Here is a 17,738-nt window from a genome sequence, read left to right as displayed (position 1 = left end):
ACTATGTCCGACACGCCGGTCGATTTGGACGAACTGCGGCAGCGTATTGATCAACTGGATGGCGATATTCTACGCCTGATCAGTGAGCGTGCTGACTGCGCCCAGAAAGTCGCTCACGTTAAGCTTGCTCAAGACAAAGATGCGGTGTTTTACCGTCCTGAGCGCGAAGCGCAGGTATTGCGGCGTATTATGGCGCTAAACCAGGGGCCTCTTGATTCTGAAGAGATGGCGCGGCTGTTTCGCGAAATCATGTCGGCGTGTTTGGCTCTTGAGCAGCCCGTCAAAGTGGCTTATTTGGGGCCTGAGGGTACGTTTACTCAGCAGGCAGCCTTAAAGCACTTTGGCGGCAGCGCTATCAGTCTGCCCATGGCGGCCATTGATGAAGTCTTTCGTGAAGTGGAAGCCGGCGCGGTTAACTACGGTGTTGTGCCCGTTGAAAACTCAACGGAAGGCGTAGTTAACCATACGCTCGACACTTTTATGGATTCTTCTATCCATATTTGTGGCGAGGTCGTATTACGTATTCATCATCATCTGTTGATTAGTGATACGACGCGGCGCGATAAGATATCCCGTATCTATTCCCATCCCCAGTCTTTTGGACAGTGCCGCAAATGGTTGGATGCGCATTATCCGCACGCGGAACGTGTACCGGTGTCGTCTAATGCTGAGGCAGCCAAGCTGGTAAAAACCGAATGGCACAGCGCGGCAATCGCTGGCGACATGGCCGCAAAGCTTTACGGTCTTGAGCGTATTGCCGATAAAATTGAAGACCGGCCGGATAATTCGACCCGGTTTTTAATTATCGGCAATCAGCAGGTGCCTATGGCGGGTGATGATAAAACGTCGGTTGTGGTGGCCATGCGTAACTTGCCCGGTGCGCTACATGATCTGCTAGAGCCTTTCCATCGCCATAAAATTGATTTGACGCGTATTGAAACGCGCCCGTCACGCAGCGGTGTCTGGAATTACGTATTCTTCATCGATTTTAAAGGCCATGCTGATGAGCCTCGAGTCGCTGCTGTGCTTGAAGAAGTCCGACTGCGTGCCTCTGAGCTGCGTGTCTTGGGTTCTTATCCGCAGGGCGTGCTGTGACGGCTGCAGTATTGCCGGTAAATGGTATGCCTTCCTGCCACGAACAGCGCCTGCTGATCGTTGGCTTGGGCTTGATTGGCGGGTCCTTGGCGGCGGCCTTGCGTGCCTCAGGATTTAAGGGTGTGATCACGGCCTGTGATCCAAGCGAAGATGAAATTGCCCGCGGTATCGATATGGGATTAATCGATACCGGTGGCGTGGCGCTTGCTGATCAAGTGGCAGGCGCCAGCATGATCGTTATCGCGGTACCTGTGTTGGCAATGGAGTCGGTGATGGCATCGCTTGCAGACCTGCTCACACATGCTGCTAGCAACGTGGTATTAACGGATGTAGGTAGCACGAAAGCGACCATCCGAGACTGCGCGGCGCGTGTGTTTGGCCGAGTGCCGCCCAATATGGTTTTGGGCCATCCTATAGCAGGCTCAGAAAAGAGCGGTGTGGCGGCGGCTAACCCGGCGCTTTATGTTCACCACAACGTTATTTTGACCCCTGAGCCGGATGTTGATCCAGATGCTTTGATGCGGGTGCGGGCGTTGTGGCAGGCCTGCGGTGCCTGTGTGCTGGAGATGGACGTTGAGCGTCACGATCAGGTGTTGGCGCGGACCAGCCATTTACCCCATCTATTAGCATTTTCATTGGTTGATACGCTTGCCCGTCAAGACGAGCGTCTTGAGATATTTCGATACGCCGCCGGAGGTTTTCGCGACTTTACGCGTATCGCTGGCAGCGACCCGGTGATGTGGCGGGATATCTTTACGGCCAATCGCGAGGCGGTGCTGACGTCACTGGATGATTTTGAAGCAGGTCTTGCCCGGCTGCGCCAAGCGATTGAGCAGGGCGATAGCGATGCCCTTATTGCGACCTTCGATCGTGCCAGCCACGCACGGCATTACTTTGATACGTTATTGAATAAAACCAGCTATCAAGCGGAATATAATATGCAACCACAAGGTAAGGTAACTTATCGAGTACGGCCAGGCGGCCAGGCTCAAGGCCGTTTACGCGTACCGGGCGATAAATCCATGTCGCACCGCTCCATTATGCTGGGCGCCCTCGCCGAAGGCGTGACTGAGGTCAAAGGGTTTCTTGAAGGTGAAGATAGCCTGGCCACGCTGCAAGCCTTTCGTGAAATGGGCGTGGCGATTGAAGGTCCACACCAGGGGCGTGTAACAATTCACGGTGTGGGAATAAAGGGCCTTAAAGCACCGGCCGGACCAATTTATGTTGGTAACTCTGGAACCGCCATGCGGCTGTTCGCGGGGCTTTTAGCCGGGCAGGCATTTGATAGTGAGCTTACTGGTGATGAGTCGTTGACCAAACGCCCTATGGCACGGGTGGCTGACCCGTTGCGTTTGATGGGGGCTTCTATTGAAACGGCTGAGGGTGGCCGTCCGCCACTAAAAATTAAAGGTGGCACGGCGCTTAAAGGCATTTTCTACGATATGCCCATGGCTAGCGCCCAAGTGAAATCATGCCTACTGTTGGCCGGGCTTTATGCCGAAGGTGAAACGCGCGTACGAGAACCGGCGCCAACGCGTGATCATACTGAGCGTATGCTTAATGGTTTTGGCTATTCAGTGTCACGCGAAGGTGACACCTGCTGGTTGCAGGGTGGCGGAACCTTAAGCGCTGGCCCCATTGACGTCCCCTCCGATATTTCATCGGCGACGTTCTTTATGGTGGCCGCAGCGATTACGCCAGGGGCCGATATCACCCTTGAGCATGTAGGCATTAACCCGACCCGTGTTGGCGTCATTAATATTCTTACGCTGATGGGCGCCAATCTTGAGCTTCTTAACCAAGCTGAAGTGGGCGGCGAGCCGGTGGCCGACATTCGCATTCGATATGCGCCGCTTAAGGGTATTGATATTCCGGTCGACCAAGTGCCGCTTGCGATTGATGAATTCCCTGCGCTATTTATAGCCGCCGCTAACGCACAAGGAACAACGCGCTTGCGTGGTGCTGAAGAACTCCGCGTTAAAGAGTCTGATCGTATTCAGGCCATGGCCGATGGGTTGGCAATTTTAGGCGTTGAGCATACGGTAGTTGAAGATGGTATCGATATCCTGGGTAACGCTGACGCACAAGTGCCAAGCTACGGCGGTGGACGCATTGATAGCCTGGGTGATCATCGTATCGCCATGGCGTTTACGATTGCTTCACTGCGGGCTAGTGACGACATTATCATTGATGACTGCGCCAATGTGGCAACGTCATTCCCCAGCTTCGTTGAACTGGCTAATAAAATTGGCATGAGGGTTAACGTGGAGGGGCAGCATGACTAAGCGTATCCCTGTTCTGGCCATCGATGGACCCGGTGGGGCAGGCAAGGGAACCATTAGTAGTTTGGTTGCCGAACGTTTGGGCTGGCATTTGCTGGATAGCGGGGCGCTTTATAGGCTAACGGCTACCGCAGCGGTGAAGCACGGTATTGCGCTTGATGACGAAGAGGCAGTTGCCGCATTAGCAGAGTCGCTGGATGTCGCTTTCCCCATTGAGGGCGGTAAGCCCCGTACGCTGCTTGAAGGTGATGATGTAAGCCAGTCGATCCGGACCGAACAAACTGGTGAGTTGGCTTCTCAGGTAGCTGCGCTACCCGCCGTTCGTGCGGCTCTGCTTCAACGACAGAGGGATTTTCAGAAGGCGCCAGGGCTCGTGGCCGATGGCCGTGATATGGGAACCGTGGTATTCACGGATGCGCCATTAAAGATATTTTTAACCGCTAGTGCTGAAGAACGTGCGCGTCGACGCCATCTTCAGTTGCAGGAAGCGGGCATGAATGCTAGTCTTTCGAGTCTTTTGAAGGAGATTCAGGCACGCGATGCACGCGACACGCAGCGCAGCGTGGCACCTCTCAAGCCGGCAGATGATGCCATTACGCTTGATACCACGCGCCTGAGCATACCGGAAGTGGTTGAACGGCTGACGGAATTGCTTGCCCTGAAAGGGTTGGCATCCGACACCTGATTCTCCCTTGCGGCGTTTTTGGAAAGGTGTCACGACGTGGCAGGGCGGCAGTTCATATGATCGTTCATATCAGTGAGCCCGGTCAGGTCTAACCAGCGCTAACACCTCCAAAAGCAGAGTGACATTAGGCCCGTACTCGCTGGTGGTACGGAGAAGGCATTTATGCCTCAACAACGTTGATCACGTAGGAAAACCATGAGCGAAAGCTTTGCTGAACTGTTTGAACAGTCCCTTAACGACATTAACATGGAGCCAGGCGCTATCGTCGCGGCTCAAGTTGTCGACATCGATGGCGACTGGGTTACCGTCAATGCTGGTCTTAAATCTGAAGGCCAGATCCCGGCGGCACAATTCCGCGATGAAAATGGCGAGTTAAACATCGCTATCGGTGACGACGTTCACGTTGCACTGGAAGCCGTAGAAGATGGCTTCGGTGAAACACGTCTGTCCCGTGAAAAAGCCAAGCGCGCAGAAGCTTGGAAGATTCTGGAAGCCGCCTTCGAGAAAGATGAAATCATCAAAGGCGTGATCAACGGTAAAGTCAAAGGCGGCTTCACTGTCGACGTCGACTCTATCCGTGCCTTCCTGCCGGGTTCTTTGGTCGACGTACGTCCGGTTCGCGATACTGCGCATTTGGAAAATAAAGAGCTGGACTTTAAAGTCATCAAGCTTGATCCGAAGCGCAATAACGTTGTTGTTTCTCGTCGTGCCGTTCTTGAAGCTGAAAACAGTGCCGAGCGCGAAGCGCTGCTGGCAACGCTTCAGGAAGGCCAGCAGATCAAAGGTATCGTTAAGAACCTGACAGACTACGGCGCGTTCGTAGATCTGGGTGGTGTTGACGGCCTGCTGCATATCACCGATATGGCGTGGAAGCGCATCAAGCACCCGTCTGAAATCGTTGCTGTTGGCGACGAAATCAACGTTAAAGTGCTGAAGTTTGACCGTGAGCGCAACCGCGTTTCATTGGGTCTGAAGCAATTGGGCGAAGATCCGTGGGTCAACATTAAGCAGCGTTACCCGGAAGGCACCAAAGTACATGCTGTGGTCACTAATCTGACCGATTACGGCTGCTTTGCTGAGCTGGAAGAGGGCGTTGAAGGTCTGGTTCACGTTTCTGAAATGGATTGGACCAACAAAAACATCCATCCGTCTAAAGTTGTCCAAGTGGGCGACGATGTTGACGTCATGGTGTTGGATATCGATGAAGAGCGTCGTCGTATTTCTCTGGGTATCAAGCAGTGTACTGCTAATCCGTGGGAAACGTTTAACGCTGAATACAACAAGGGCGACCGTGTTTCAGGTACCATCAAGTCAATCACTGACTTCGGTATCTTTATCGGCCTTGAAGGCGGTATCGATGGTCTGGTTCACCTATCCGATATTTCCTGGACAGAGACTGGTGAAGAAGCGGTTCGTAACTTCAAGAAAGGCGATGAAGCCGAAGCCGTTATTCTGTCTATCGATCCTGAGCGTGAGCGCATTTCTTTAGGTATCAAGCAAATGGATTCCGATCCTGTTGCTGAATACCTGTCTGTTAACGATAAGGGCAGCATTGTGACTGGCCGTATTGTTGAAGTAGACGCTAAAGAAGCACACGTTGAGCTGGCAACCGACGTTATTGCCATCCTCAAAGCCTCTGAAATCAGTGCTGACCGTATTGAAGACGCGCGTAATGTGCTGAACGAAGGCGACAGCGTTGAAGCGCGTATCATTAATGTCGATCGCAAGAGCCGTCAGATTAATCTGTCGATCAAAGCGAAAGAGCAGGACGATACCCGTCAGAACCTGAAAAAGCTGCGTGATCAAGAACCCGAAGCTGGTGGTCCGACCACTATCGGTGACCTTATCAAACAGCAAATGGGCCAAGACTAAGCTATTTAGTCGCTGGTTCTAAGAAGCGCCGCCCTATGGGCGGCGCTTTTTTTTGTATGCGAATTTATGGTTTTCTAATAGTGTTGTTTTATTAGATTGACGCTAATGACGTATTTAAACGTTTATAAAATTACATTAAACACTTAAAAAAATATTAGTAGTCGAATGAAAACCGTCTAGACTATTGTCAAAGTGTAGTTTTAAAGTAATAATGAGCGCGCATTCTGAACTAATGGATATTGTGCAGGTCAATTCAGTATCTAGTAGATAAACCTGAAGTATAAGGACTCCCCCATGTCACTTCTAAATGAATATATTCAAAAAGAGCAGCAACTTAAGCAGCTTCAAGAAGACTTGCAACGTCTTGAAGGCGATCAGCGTTTAAAAAGCGAGTTGGAATTCAAAGCTAAGCTTGAAGCGCTAATGAACGAGTTTGGTAAACGTCCCGCAGATGTTATTGCACTGCTAGATCCTGCAAATGATCAGCGTGGTACGAAAGCGTCGGCAGGTAATAATGCGAATCGCCGTAAGCGCCGTCTTAAAATTTACAAAAATCCAAAAACGGGTGAAGTAATTGAAACCCGAGGTGGTAACCATAAAGGTTTACGTAGCTGGAAAGACGAATACGGTGACGAAGCCGTAGAGTCATGGCTGGAAAGCATGGAAGACTAAATAGTAATGATCGGCATTTCTACTAGGAAATGCCGTTTTCATTTTTATCGTTGTTTAAATCTCTAAAATAGTAGCCTGAAGATCCACCCTTAGTTGATAGCGGCTAGCATAGCAGCGGGATTCTTAATCTAGCGAGAAGGGCATGCTGTGAAGCGACAGTGCTTCTCTGCAAAACTTCGGTCTATTTTTTGTGTTAATTGATCGAGGAAACATTGGAAATGTCGCCTCTGCATTATTTTATCGGCAGCGCTAGACGATAACCATCGTGGGGATTTTCAAGGTATACTCCTATGGCGTATCGTAGGTAAGATGGCATTGAATAGACCCTTAGCGTATTTGCTTTTATTAATTACTAACTCTATAAAAAGGGATTGGGGTTGCTTAGCTCTCTGCAGAAGGCGTGACCTATCGCCGCACATTGAGCTGACGGGCCAGAAGCTACGTGCAGGCGCCTCAGGTGCTGTGTCACGTTTGCCATAGCCTACTTACCTTGATTGCCACCGCTAAAGAAGAATTGAGAGTAGTTTAATAGTAAACTAGGGGCTGTGTTGAGCGAGTCGACGCTCCGTCGGCGACGTTAGACAATTTGCAAAGTTGCTGCTGTAGGGCGTTTTACTAAGCGTACTTACAGCTCAGATTTTTAGGTCGCATGATCATGCGTCACATGGGCTGGCCATGTATTTTCTGAGCGCTTGTGCTACCGGTATGAATTGTTTTCAGCCTTGTTAGCCTTTATTGAACATCTGATGAACTATAGTATTGCTGGCAAGTGGGTATATCATTGCCTATATATACTCATGTGTTGCAGTGGCAGGCATTCTTCCTTTCTTTGCTAGGTTATGTGCATTTGCCTCACCCTGCATCAACAGATCCGCATTGATAAGGCTGTGCGTTATGATGGCTTGTTAGTTACATTCCATCAGGCAAATAGTCATTTTTAGGGTTAACTTTACGCAATTGAACACACTTGTGGAAAATACCTGTCTACCAGGTGCTTCGACCATTTCAAGTAAGGTGTAAATGAAACATCAATGAAATATCACAAAGCTCCAAAACAGTTGGATGAGCGTGACAAGCTGCGTAAGTTTCGTGAGTTGGATGATGCATTTGCTCAGGCATTACGTCAGCTGGAAGATCCTAATAGTGGTTTTGACATTCCAACAGGGCCTCCCGTACGCTCCTTAGCCGCGTTAGAAAAAGACGATGCAGTCGAACAGCAGCAGGTAAGAGATCGTTTGTTCGAGCAGCAGCTGAAAGCGCTAATGAGCGAATATGATCAGTCTGACCAAGTATTAAATGAATTGATTTCAACATTGTTAGAATATGACCTCTGGCCTCAAGACGAAGCTCCCGCCATTTCTACGCCTTAAGGGCTTGTGTACGTCTATTGATGGTTTATCGCTAACCGTTCGCAGGCCTTACTGACGGTAGCGATAAATACGTAAGCTAGGTAGGTACGCGTCGTGCTCAATCTTCTCATCGCGTCTTTTAGCCCGCGTTCGCTCTAAGGGCGGTTGTAAAGAGGGCGAGTTAACTTGAGGTAGGCGCTTATCAGGGGCGGGAACAAACAGGGGCATGGCAATATTAAGAGCCCGTCGCGAATGCCCATCAAGCAACGGTTCAGTAAAAAAGAGGTTGGCTCGCATCAAAGGCGCTTGTGCTTGCACCTGAGCCAATATTTCATTGCTAGGCAGGGCGGCCAGCTTGCGTAACTGGATACGTACGTGTGGCGCTTCGGTATCCAGCAGCATTAATTTTCGTTCCGCCTCTTGGACACTCAGCCGCTTGATAGAGCGGCCACTGCTATACCAGGCAAGCCGTATGCGTGAGACGGGCGCCTCAGCGATAGGTAGATGTCGCCAGCACTGTTTAAGATGCAGCCTGGCAAAGCCACTGCGCCGCAGTACATTGTCCACGTGAGGGTGACGTTGCGGTAGGCGGTGTTTAATTTCTCCAAACGCTTTTGGAGAGAGCGCTTTTATTTTTTGAATTAACTCGCTAATCGCTGTTTTAGCATGGTTAATTGCGTCTACTGCTTCGATAAGCGGTTCGTCAGCGGCAATCACCCCTACGTAATTACGTGTTTCCCGCCCGTCCTGGCCTTCCTGATGCCACATATCCAGCAGCGCGTGGCGCAGCCAGTCGGAATCAACGGTGGGCTGATGCAGGACCCACGTAGCCGGGCGCTGCCGTTCGTACAGGACCAGGGCCACCTCAATAGTGCCAACCAGATGGTCAAATCGATCATCAAGCTCATGCAATAAGCGATAAGCGGTTACGTCGGGTTCCAGCATGGCCAATATTTACCTCACCTGATCAACAATCCGTTAAGAAAGAGGCGCATCTTTATCAGCTTGTGCCAACAGGGTGTCTAGATCAGCTTCGTCCATGGCGGACTCGCCTGCGATTCGGTGAGATTCTTCTGCCCACGCGCCAAAATCAATTAATTGACAGCGTTTGCTGCAAAACGGTCGATAGGTGCTTTCAGGTGACCATGCAACCGCTTTGCCGCATTGTGGGCAGTTAACTTCAAGCGGGGCATCATTGGCGGAATGAGACATAACAAAAAAATCCTAAAATTAAAAAATTAAGTCAGCCGTTACGGTAGGCTCTGTCCAAGCGCTCGACTTGTTCCATCAAGTGGGCATGGTTACCACTGTTATCAATCACGTCGTCGGCTTTCGCTAAGCGCTCTTCACGGGGAAGCTGAGCGGCAAGAATTGCGTGAACTTGCTTAGCGCTTACCCCATCGCGGGCGAGCGTGCGTGAAAGCTGCATGTCGGGCGGTACATCCACCACGATTGAACGGGCAACCAAAGCATCTTGGCCAGACTCAAAAAGTAGCGGTGAGACGAGTAGAACATAAGGCGAGTGACCAGATAAACGTGTCAGATGCTGAAGCAGTCGCTCCCTGATTCGAGGATGTGTAACCGCTTCAAGCCACTGGCGTTTAGATGGGTCTTCAAAAATCAGCGAGCGCAGCGCCGCTCTATCAAGCGTGCCATCTGTTTTGGCAACACGCTGACCAAAGTAATTAATGATTGCGCTTAGTGCAGGCTCGCCTGGTTCAACTATCTCTCGGGCGACATCGTCGGCATCGATCCAACCAATACCTAACGATTCAAACGCGCGTGCAACCGTTGATTTCCCTGAACCAATGCCGCCGGTTAAGCCAATAATCATAGTCGCCCTTCAATACGTTCTTTGAGGCTTTATTTTACGCGCTTTTATGTGGAAAGTCGGTACCTTCAGATTGATATACTAGCCATGATAAAATTATTGATAGGCTAGGAAGTGGCGCAATGTTGGAGTATTAGAGGTAAGAGAGATAGACAGCCATCAGATCGTTACCTACTAACAGACATACCCACCCCGCAATCGCCAGAAAGGGGCCGAAAGGCAGGGGAGCGCCGCGTAAGCGTGGAAAGTGTGCCTGCGCAATAATGCCGACAATCGCCCCAAGGCCAGCAGAGAGTAGTAACAGTAACGGTAAAAACGTCCAGCCGAGCCAGGCGCCCAAAGCGCCCAGGAGCTTGAAATCTCCATACCCCATACCTTCTTTGCCTGTAAGCAGCTTAAACGCCCAAAAAAAGCTCCAAAGTATCAGGTAGCCCCCCATGGCGCCTATTACTGCGTTAGTCAGCAAGAAGGGCTGAAAAAATAGCTGATATAGCAGCCCAGTCCAGAGTAATGGCAGTGTCAGAATGTCGGGCAGTAAATACGTTCGAAAATCGATAACTGCGAGTGCTAGAAGCGTCATGCACGCGGCATAAATAAATAGGCTAGAAATGCTAAGTCCATGGAGTAACGTAACGGCCAAGGCAAGCAGACCCCCCATCAGCTCAATAAGAGGATATTGCGGGCTGATAGTGGTTTGGCAGCTTGCACAACGTCCACGCCGTTTGATCCAGCCAATCAGAGGAAGGTTATCGTGCCAGGCAATGGGTTGTTCACAGCGCGGGCATAGCGAACCAGGTGTTGCCAGATTAAAGCGCGAGGAGTGCTCAATAGGCAGCTCAAGTGCCGTGCGTGCTTCATGGCGCCAGTGATGCATCAGCATGACGGGAAGGCGGGTAATCACCACATTTAAAAAACTGCCCAGGCAAAGTCCTAATACAAAGACTGCTACACCAATACCCAATGCTGACGAACTCATAACGCTCCTTAATAGGCCTACAGAATACTGCCCAGTTCAAATATCGGTAAATACATTGCAACCACGATACCTCCGACTAGAGCTCCCAGCACAACGATAATAAAAGGCTCGATTAGAGAGGTTAGCGCGTCGACATGGTTGTCGACCTGCTCTTCATAGTAATCGGCTACGCGCAGAAGCATGGTGTCCAGCGCGCCAGCCTCTTCCCCAATACTTACCATCTGAATCGCTAAGGCGGGGAAGCAATTGGTCATTCGCATTGAAAAATGCAGCTGTTGACCTGTGGCTACATCTGATTGGGCCTGGTGTACTGCCTGTTCATACACTTTATTACCTGTTGCGCCCGCAGCTGTTTCCAGCCCCTCCACTAAGGGAATTCCAGAGGCGAAGGTTGTCGCCAGTGTGCGAGAAAAGCGGGCGACGGCGGCTTTATCGATGATGCTACCGATAATAGGTAGGCGTAAGAGTAAACGGTGTAGGTGAAAGACAAGCGTTGGGGACCGCCGTGTTAACCATCTGAGTACGAGCGCAGTGGCTAATAGTAGCGCTGTCATGGGTAGCCAGTACTCTTGAGTAGCCACCGATAGATTAACGGTGAATTGGGTAATCGCCGGCAGTTCAGCACCGAAGCTTTGAAACATGCTTTCAAACTGGGGCACTACTTTAATCAGTAATAGCAGCGTAATAACGATACCTGTGAGCATCACGATAGCGGGGTACCAGAGGGCTTTTTTTACACGGCCTTTGAGTGATTCAACCTTTTCTTTATAAAGAGCGTTGCGCTCAAGCATTTTAGCGAGTGTACCTGACTGCTCACCTGCATCCACCATATTGATGAATAAGCGATCAAAGTGTTGCGGATGGCGTCGTAAGGAATCCGAAAAACTTGTTCCTGAGGCTACATCATTGGATAGCTTGTGAACCGTGGCGACCAGGGCTGGTTTTTTAAGACTTTCCGCGACTACTCGAAAAGCTTGCAGAAGCGGGATGCCTGCTTGAATCATGGTTGCCATTTGGCGTGAAAAAATCATAATGTCATAAGGTTTTATTCGGCCATGGCTACGCAGGCCACTTTGTTTATGGATACGGCGAACATTAATATTTTGTTTGGTTAGTGTAGCGATAACCTCCGCTTTGTTATGGGCAATGGTTTCTCCACTCAATAAGCGTGCTTGAGGTCCAAGGCCTGTCCACTTCCAGCGATACAGTCGAGGAGAATGCGCCTTGTGTTTAGCGGTATGCCGGGCCATGCGTTACTCCTTACTGATCCGGTTGATTTCCTCAAGACTGGTAACGCCTTGGGTAACGTAATGGAAACCACTCTGACGAAGCCCTGGGTATCCTTCCTTTTTAGCTTGCTGATCAATATCAATAGCCGGTGCATTTTGCATAATCAGTTGCCGGACGGCTTCTGAGACGGGCACGACTTCATAAACACCGATTCTTCCCTTATAGCCTTGTGTACATTTCTTGCAGCCAACAGCGTGATAGAAGGTAGCGTGTTGAATATCAGCGTTCATAAAGCCTTCGCTGTACAGCGCTTCGATAGGAATGTCAGCAGGTTCTTTGCAGTGGTTACACAGTTTGCGGGCAAGGCGCTGAGCAATAATAAGGCTAACAGAGCTTGCGATATTAAACGCTGAAACACCCATGTTGGATAAGCGAGTCAGTGTCTGTGCCGCAGAGTTAGTATGTAGCGTTGAAAGTACCAGGTGCCCCGTCTGCGCTGCTTTTACCGCTATTTCCGCGGTTTCCAAATCGCGTATTTCACCCACCATAACCACGTCAGGATCTTGGCGAAGAAAAGCCCGTAATGCATGGGCAAAATCCAGGCCGATTTTAGGCAGAACATTGACCTGATTAATGCCCGGCACCTTGATTTCAACAGGATCTTCAGCAGTACAAATATTGCGTTCTACTTTATTAAGTAGCGTAATGCCCGTATACAGCGAGACCGTTTTACCGCTCCCCGTAGGACCGGTTACCAAAATCATGCCTTGCGGTTGCTTTAGCGCCTGTTCATACAGCGCTCGCTGATCGTCGGTAAAACCCAACTGGTCAATTCCCAATTGCACGGCCGCAGGATCGAGTAAGCGAAGCACAATTTTCTCACCATACACTGTAGGGAGAGAATTGATGCGCAGCTCCAATGACCGAGCGTCTGACAGTGCCAGTTTAATGGCGCCGTCTTGAGGGAGGCGCCGCTCGGAAATATCGAGACGAGCCATAATTTTTAAGCGGGCGGCTATCTGATGGCGCATTGCTTTGGGTGGCTGGGCGACTTCAATAAGCACACCGTCAATACGAAATCGGATTCGAAAAAGTTGTTCATAGGGCTCGAAATGAATATCCGAGGCGCCTCGATCAATAGCGTCCAGGATCACCTTATTAACCAGTTCAACGACAGGGCCGTCATCGACATTCAGTGTTGTATCATCAAGCGTAGCGCTTTCTTGAACATCAATAGAAGAAGAGTGGCTCACCACGTCATTTGTGCTTTTTAATGCGGCGTAGCGATGATGATTAAGGTAGCTATCAAGCACAGTCTCTAGTTGATCAAGAGGCGCAAGAATACCCTCAATAGTGATGGCATCTAATGCAAATCTTAACTCATCAAGTTGGCATAGCACCGATGGGCAAAAAACTGCCACGGTCAATTGTCGTTTCTGAAGTGCTAGAGGGAGCACTTTTAATGATTTTAACAGGCGAGAAGGAAACATAGAGGCTTCAGGAAGTGCCTGCAGCTGTACAGCGTCTAAATCGATAACCGGTAAACCGTATTCGTAAGCCGCTGCTGTGGCTGCAGTAATCGAGCCGACTAGTTTATGTTCAACTACATACTGTAATAACGATATGTCTAATGCTTGGGACGCTTTATTGGCTTTGTCTGCCTGATCATGGTTTAAAAGCTCATTCTTGATCAAGCGACTAGCAAGTCCTGAATTCATAGGCAGCTCAAAAGTGATTTTATAAGATTATGATATTAATATATTTATTGATTTTCTGAAGTATGGCTAATAACTATATTCCTATGCTGAAACATCAAAAACAATAATTTTATTAAAATATTGATTAATTATTATTTGATGTGCTTTATTATTTGGGAGGTGTATTAGAAGGGCAATCAGAGCGAAGCACCTATGGCGAGGATTTTAGAGAAAAGTTTTTTGTATATAATTCAGAGGGGTAGTATGAAAAAATATGCTAATAATATCAGCAGTGTAAGTTTTCAAAGTGGTTTTACGCTTATAGAGCTAATGGTCGTAATTGCCATTATTGGTGTTTTGATGGCGGTGGCGGTGCCGCAATATGGAAATTATCTTGATAGAGCTTCATTAACAGCCTGTGAGGGCGAGCTAGCTTCTTTTCGTAATATAGTGATAACTAATTATTCCCTCTCACAGTCAGCAAATGTTGATGCTGAAATTTATAATGATTTCGAATTTAATTCCTGTGATATTGGTGCATCGACAGTTAGCAAGGAGGATTTAGCTACGGCTTTTATAAGCAGCGCGTCAACCGATGATGTAAACGATATTAAGACGTATCGCGGTGACAGTGCTGGCAGCATTAATATTAAAGCTGGCAATATTATGTCTAAAAATTCCTAAGAGTAAGCAGGCCTTAGCATATTATTTTACTTAGATAGGTCTTTTTATTTCCACACTGTCTGCGTATTTCCCCTCTACACTGTAGGCTTCTACGTCGGGTTGTGGGCTTACGATGAAACATGTTAACTATATGGTCTTATTAGGTGCGTTCGGATTGCTCCTTGGCGTGAATACCGCTTTTGCGCAGCCTGCCCATGCTCCGGCACATGGTGCACGCGATAACAATGGGCACCAGGAACAGCGACATCATAAAGACGCTCGGCCATCACATAATGAGCGCAACGATCAGTATGTTGATTTACCGCGTGTGAACGAGCGCGAGCTGATACGTCTGCTGCGTGAATTTAACGCACCGGCAACAGGGTCTTTGCCGCCGGGTATTCAGCGCCAGATTGAACGGGGCAAGCCTTTGCCTCCCGGTATCGCTAAGCGTTTTGACAGGCCCTTAGCCGCTCAATTACCCAGTTACCCCGGCTATGAGTGGGAGTATGTAGGCAGCGATGTTGTGTTGATCGAGGCAGCAACTCGCGTAGTGGTTGATATACTGGTGGACGCACTGCGTTAATATTTATGCCTTTACTGCACGGACGTGATTTAAAAAGTCATAGTGTGTGACTATGCTCTGAAATTTTAGCCATGTGTTTAAAGGACAGAAGAGCATGCATACATTGGAAGAACGTTTAGCGCTAACGATTTCAATCGCTCAAGAAGCGGGGGAACTCATTCGTAAGGCTCGCGCAGAACAGTCGTTCTCGCAACGCTTAAAGGCTGACGAAGAATTGGTCACCGATGTTGACGTAGCCGTCGATCAGCTCATACGTCAGCGCTTGAATGGTTACTTCCCTGGCGAGGCGCTACTGAGCGAAGAGTTGGCGCCAGAGCGTGCGCTAGATGCCAACGTTGCAAAGCTCTGGGTCGTTGACCCTATCGATGGAACGGTCAATTTTGCCCAGGGTTTAAAGCATGTTGCCGTGTCTATTGGTTGGATGGAAGAGGGCGTTGGCAAAGTGGGAGTGGTGCATGCGCCTTTCTTGAATGAAACATTTAGCGCGGCAGAAGGGCTAGGTGCTTTTTGCAACCAGCAGCCTATCCAGGCGGGCAAGGTAAGTTTATTAGCTGAGACACTAGTGGGTACCGGTTTTCCTTATCAGAAAGAGGCCCGGCTAGCTTTGATGCCTCGATTGGAGGCTGTCTTGGCCAAGTGTCGTGACGTCCGACGTAACGGTGCCGCCGCACTTGATTTATGCGATGTCGCTTGTGGTCGTCTAGGCGCTTATTACGAAACGGTTTCACCCTGGGATTTTGTCGCCGGCTGGGTGATTGCGCGTGAGGCTGGCGCTACTGTTGGGCATCTCGCAGCAATTCCTGAAGGCGTGCCTGCCGATTTATACCCCAAGGAGTTGTTGGTAGCTGCGCCAGCTGTATACCAGGCGATGGAACGGCTGCTGCTCGATGCCAGTCAGTGATAAGCCCTCGGTTGACAAAGGCAACTCGTTGTCATGGCAAATACTTGAAAAGAAAGCGCAAAAAGAGCTTTTCATTTGCCTCGTAAAACGCTAGTATACGCACCGTCTTAAGGCAAATGCCAACGAGACATCGGAGTGTGGCGCAGCTTGGTAGCGCGTTGCAATGGGGTTGCAAAGGTCGCAGGTTCGAATCCTGTCACTCCGACCAATTAAGTAAAAAACGCCGCTTACGGGTTACACCGAGCGGCGTTTTTTTATGCCTTCAAAATCGCCTCGACTACACTGTCATTGTGCGTGGCCGTTATGCATTCCTGCCCTTGCTGCTGTAAGAGCAAAGTCGGCGCTAAACTCACTGACGGTCAGCCCGATACACTATACCCGGTATAGAATATCTGCTGTTTTGAGCGTAGAAGATGCTTCTGCGCTAGTGTTCGACTAAATATAATGAGTAATGATAATGCCGCATTACTCAACTCCCACATTAAAATGTAGCTGAATGGAGGAACGCGATATGGACCGCATTTTTGCCTGGGATGATCGTCGAGGCCAGGTGGTTTACCGTATACCCGGCCATACTCATAAGAATGGACGTGAAGATAGCGATCTATCGCCCGTATGGCTGCCCACCGATGCATCTGAATTGCCGGAAGGGGTTAGCGTAGATGACCTGCGAAAAGTCACAGTAGAAGAGTAGAGGCGGGGGCTGTGAGTAAGCACTGATTACGCTACTAATGTGGCTCATCAGTGCTTGTCGCGGTTTATTCGGTCAATATGTCGATAACTTTAACTTCATAATCGTCGTCATGAACGGCAATTACTTTAAGAGTAACGTCTCGCGAAACCTGGTTATACTCATCGCGTGTATCTTTTAAACCATAATTTTCACATTCATCGCCAACCGAGAGGTCTCTGTCAAAATCCGTCTTTGGCAACATTAGAATGTCGTCAATCATAATGGACATTATCTTTCTCCTTGATCTGCATTATTCCCTGGTTCTATGACTTTATGAGCAAACTTTGGTTGCACCGATTTGCTAGGTAACGCTTATAAAAATGCTGTTTTAATACTTATTAATAATTTAAGAAAAAAGCATGATTAAAAAAACCGTCAGCGCGTAAAGCGGACGGTTTTAAATGCAAAGCCTAGCAAAGTGCAGATTTACTCTGCCGCTTCATGGTCCGCCAGTGCCGCAGCAACGGCTTCTTCCCACTGACCCTCCGTAATGCCCCAATGCTCCATTTCTGCTTGATCTGCGCTACCCTCGGCTGCAGCGCGGAGTTTTTCAACGGAACCACTTTCAAAGCAGTGTTTGGCGAATGCTTTTGTCTTGCCATCACGTAATTGATCAATCATCGTCATAACTTTTTCCTTTCCTTGGTAGATATCGGTGATTTTCAACCCAGTTGTCCAAATGGCTGCCTCTAAGCAGCCTGTTTATTACGCTCAACTTCCTGCAGCTTGCCAGGGTTGAGCGATACCGAACCGGGTACCTCCCAGTTTCGAGTCTTGCCCGACCAACGCTGTGGATGTCGGCACTTAGCACTTTCATAAACTGCTTTGCGGTGCTCAAGACGTTCTCGGTCGACACCTCGATGCCGGTCAGCAGGTGTCACGTACCGAAGGCCACTATGCAGGTGCTGTTCGTTGTAAGCCCGCTCGAACGTCAGCATCCAGTCACGCACTGCGCTCAGCGATGCAAAGCCCTTTGTGGGCCATGCTGGACAGTATTTGACGGTACGGAACAGCGCTTCCGAGTAAGGGTTGTCATTGCTCACTCTTGGTCGGCTGTAAGACATCAACATCCCCAGCTCTGTTAACCTCGCTTTAAGCGTATAAGACGTCATCGGCGCGCCATTATCCGAGTGCAACACCGGGGGCTGATGCCAGCATCCTTCTCG

General features: G+C 49.4%; 19 protein-coding genes and 1 tRNA gene. 11 read left to right on the top strand and 9 right to left on the bottom strand.

Going from position 1 to position 17,738, the window contains the following annotated elements; genetic code table 11:
* Nucleotides 1-3: 3 nt before the first annotated feature.
* From pheA to INT33_RS06015, 6 genes are all read left to right on the top strand, one after another.
* Nucleotides 4-1,095: a prephenate dehydratase gene (pheA, locus tag INT33_RS06040; RefSeq protein WP_018916052.1), complete on the top strand. Its 1,092-nt coding sequence runs from the start codon at nt 4-6 to the stop codon at nt 1,093-1,095.
* A 26-nt stretch (nt 1,096-1,121) separates the two neighbouring features.
* Nucleotides 1,122-3,380: a bifunctional prephenate dehydrogenase/3-phosphoshikimate 1-carboxyvinyltransferase gene (locus INT33_RS06035; protein WP_193091396.1), complete on the top strand. Its 2,259-nt coding sequence runs from the start codon at nt 1,122-1,124 to the stop codon at nt 3,378-3,380.
* Nucleotides 3,373-4,062: a (d)CMP kinase gene (gene cmk / locus INT33_RS06030; protein WP_192537885.1), complete on the top strand. Its 690-nt coding sequence runs from the start codon at nt 3,373-3,375 to the stop codon at nt 4,060-4,062. Before INT33_RS06035 ends, cmk begins: the two co-directional genes overlap by 8 nt.
* Before the next feature lie 195 nt (nt 4,063-4,257).
* On the top strand, nt 4,258-5,934 hold the full coding sequence (rpsA, locus tag INT33_RS06025; protein WP_192537884.1) for a 30S ribosomal protein S1: 1,677 nt from the start codon (nt 4,258-4,260) through the stop codon (nt 5,932-5,934).
* Nucleotides 5,935-6,228: 294 nt separating this feature from the next.
* Complete coding sequence (locus INT33_RS06020; protein ID WP_192538709.1) at nt 6,229-6,606, top strand: histone-like nucleoid-structuring protein, MvaT/MvaU family; 378 nt, start codon at nt 6,229-6,231, stop codon at nt 6,604-6,606.
* Nucleotides 6,607-7,637: 1,031 nt separating this feature from the next.
* A complete protein-coding gene (locus INT33_RS06015; RefSeq protein WP_192538708.1) occupies nt 7,638-7,976 on the top strand; it encodes a hypothetical protein in 339 nt (112 codons plus the stop codon).
* Nucleotides 7,977-8,024: 48 nt separating this feature from the next.
* On the opposite strand, the gene INT33_RS06010 is transcribed toward INT33_RS06015, so the two are convergent.
* From INT33_RS06010 to pilB, 6 genes are all read right to left on the bottom strand, one after another.
* Nucleotides 8,025-8,900, bottom strand: coding sequence for a DNA replication terminus site-binding protein (locus INT33_RS06010; RefSeq protein ID WP_193091395.1), 876 nt, complete (start codon nt 8,898-8,900; stop codon nt 8,025-8,027).
* Between the two features lie 33 nt (nt 8,901-8,933).
* Nucleotides 8,934-9,167, bottom strand: a complete 234-nt coding sequence (yacG, locus tag INT33_RS06005) for a DNA gyrase inhibitor YacG (protein WP_018916059.1) — start codon at nt 9,165-9,167, stop codon at nt 8,934-8,936.
* A 31-nt stretch (nt 9,168-9,198) separates the two neighbouring features.
* A complete protein-coding gene (gene coaE / locus INT33_RS06000; protein ID WP_193091394.1) occupies nt 9,199-9,789 on the bottom strand; it encodes a dephospho-CoA kinase in 591 nt (196 codons plus the stop codon).
* A gap of 130 nt (nt 9,790-9,919) precedes the next feature.
* On the bottom strand, nt 9,920-10,762 hold the full coding sequence (locus INT33_RS05995; protein WP_193091393.1) for a prepilin peptidase: 843 nt from the start codon (nt 10,760-10,762) through the stop codon (nt 9,920-9,922).
* Nucleotides 10,763-10,779: 17 nt separating this feature from the next.
* A complete protein-coding gene (locus tag INT33_RS05990) occupies nt 10,780-12,012 on the bottom strand; it encodes a type II secretion system F family protein (RefSeq protein WP_193091392.1) in 1,233 nt (410 codons plus the stop codon).
* A 3-nt stretch (nt 12,013-12,015) separates the two neighbouring features.
* Nucleotides 12,016-13,710 (bottom strand): type IV-A pilus assembly ATPase PilB, encoded by a 1,695-nt coding sequence (gene pilB, locus INT33_RS05985; protein WP_193091391.1) that lies wholly within the window; start codon nt 13,708-13,710, stop codon nt 12,016-12,018.
* A 243-nt stretch (nt 13,711-13,953) separates the two neighbouring features.
* Here pilB and INT33_RS21440 point away from each other — a divergent pair, with 243 nt between their 5' ends.
* The 5 genes from INT33_RS21440 to INT33_RS05960 all read left to right on the top strand — a co-directional run bounded on the left by INT33_RS21440 (nt 13,954) and on the right by INT33_RS05960 (nt 16,533).
* Complete coding sequence (locus INT33_RS21440) at nt 13,954-14,373, top strand: pilin (RefSeq protein ID WP_193091390.1); 420 nt, start codon at nt 13,954-13,956, stop codon at nt 14,371-14,373.
* A gap of 112 nt (nt 14,374-14,485) precedes the next feature.
* Nucleotides 14,486-14,938, top strand: coding sequence for an anti-virulence regulator CigR family protein (locus INT33_RS05975; protein WP_193091389.1), 453 nt, complete (start codon nt 14,486-14,488; stop codon nt 14,936-14,938).
* A gap of 94 nt (nt 14,939-15,032) precedes the next feature.
* Entirely contained in the window at nt 15,033-15,839 is an 807-nt protein-coding gene (locus INT33_RS05970; RefSeq protein ID WP_193091388.1) for an inositol monophosphatase family protein, read from the top strand.
* Between the two features lie 131 nt (nt 15,840-15,970).
* Nucleotides 15,971-16,047, top strand: a tRNA-Pro gene (locus INT33_RS05965).
* Nucleotides 16,048-16,350: 303 nt separating this feature from the next.
* Complete coding sequence (locus tag INT33_RS05960; RefSeq protein WP_192538700.1) at nt 16,351-16,533, top strand: hypothetical protein; 183 nt, start codon at nt 16,351-16,353, stop codon at nt 16,531-16,533.
* Between the two features lie 64 nt (nt 16,534-16,597).
* Here the strand turns inward: INT33_RS05960 and INT33_RS05955 are convergent, their stop codons facing one another.
* From INT33_RS05955 to INT33_RS05945, 3 genes are all read right to left on the bottom strand, one after another.
* On the bottom strand, nt 16,598-16,801 hold the full coding sequence (locus INT33_RS05955) for a hypothetical protein (protein ID WP_018916068.1): 204 nt from the start codon (nt 16,799-16,801) through the stop codon (nt 16,598-16,600).
* A 197-nt stretch (nt 16,802-16,998) separates the two neighbouring features.
* The gene (locus tag INT33_RS05950) at nt 16,999-17,199 is read right to left on the bottom strand and encodes a hypothetical protein (RefSeq protein WP_018916069.1); all 201 of its coding nucleotides are present in this window, start codon (nt 17,197-17,199) and stop codon (nt 16,999-17,001) included.
* A gap of 62 nt (nt 17,200-17,261) precedes the next feature.
* The coding region (locus tag INT33_RS05945; RefSeq protein WP_226940095.1) for an integrase core domain-containing protein at nt 17,262-17,738 on the bottom strand (477 nt) is incomplete at its 5' end.

Origin of the sequence: Halomonas colorata (genome assembly GCF_014897985.1) — a bacterium.
GTDB classification, from domain to species: Bacteria; Pseudomonadota; Gammaproteobacteria; order Pseudomonadales; family Halomonadaceae; genus Vreelandella; species Vreelandella colorata.
The sequence above is the reverse complement of the archived record's forward strand: the minus strand, read 5'-3'. Positions and strand labels throughout refer to the sequence as shown.

Coding starts and splice junctions, on each gene's coding strand:
- rpsA (WP_192537884.1), top strand. CDS start 4,258: ATGAGCGAAAGCTTTGCTGAACTGTTTGAACAGTCCCTTAACGACATT.
- INT33_RS05990 (WP_193091392.1), bottom strand. CDS start 12,012: ATGGCCCGGCATACCGCTAAACACAAGGCGCATTCTCCTCGACTGTAT.
- yacG (WP_018916059.1), bottom strand. CDS start 9,167: ATGTCTCATTCCGCCAATGATGCCCCGCTTGAAGTTAACTGCCCACAA.
- pilB (WP_193091391.1), bottom strand. CDS start 13,710: ATGAATTCAGGACTTGCTAGTCGCTTGATCAAGAATGAGCTTTTAAAC.
- pheA (WP_018916052.1), top strand. CDS start 4: ATGTCCGACACGCCGGTCGATTTGGACGAACTGCGGCAGCGTATTGAT.
- INT33_RS06035 (WP_193091396.1), top strand. CDS start 1,122: ATGCCTTCCTGCCACGAACAGCGCCTGCTGATCGTTGGCTTGGGCTTG.
- INT33_RS05955 (WP_018916068.1), bottom strand. CDS start 16,801: ATGTCCATTATGATTGACGACATTCTAATGTTGCCAAAGACGGATTTT.
- INT33_RS05970 (WP_193091388.1), top strand. CDS start 15,033: ATGCATACATTGGAAGAACGTTTAGCGCTAACGATTTCAATCGCTCAA.
- coaE (WP_193091394.1), bottom strand. CDS start 9,789: ATGATTATTGGCTTAACCGGCGGCATTGGTTCAGGGAAATCAACGGTT.
- INT33_RS06020 (WP_192538709.1), top strand. CDS start 6,229: ATGTCACTTCTAAATGAATATATTCAAAAAGAGCAGCAACTTAAGCAG.
- INT33_RS05960 (WP_192538700.1), top strand. CDS start 16,351: ATGGACCGCATTTTTGCCTGGGATGATCGTCGAGGCCAGGTGGTTTAC.
- INT33_RS05950 (WP_018916069.1), bottom strand. CDS start 17,199: ATGACGATGATTGATCAATTACGTGATGGCAAGACAAAAGCATTCGCC.
- cmk (WP_192537885.1), top strand. CDS start 3,373: ATGACTAAGCGTATCCCTGTTCTGGCCATCGATGGACCCGGTGGGGCA.
- INT33_RS21440 (WP_193091390.1), top strand. CDS start 13,954: ATGAAAAAATATGCTAATAATATCAGCAGTGTAAGTTTTCAAAGTGGT.
- INT33_RS05975 (WP_193091389.1), top strand. CDS start 14,486: ATGAAACATGTTAACTATATGGTCTTATTAGGTGCGTTCGGATTGCTC.
- INT33_RS05995 (WP_193091393.1), bottom strand. CDS start 10,762: ATGAGTTCGTCAGCATTGGGTATTGGTGTAGCAGTCTTTGTATTAGGA.
- INT33_RS06015 (WP_192538708.1), top strand. CDS start 7,638: ATGAAATATCACAAAGCTCCAAAACAGTTGGATGAGCGTGACAAGCTG.
- INT33_RS06010 (WP_193091395.1), bottom strand. CDS start 8,900: ATGCTGGAACCCGACGTAACCGCTTATCGCTTATTGCATGAGCTTGAT.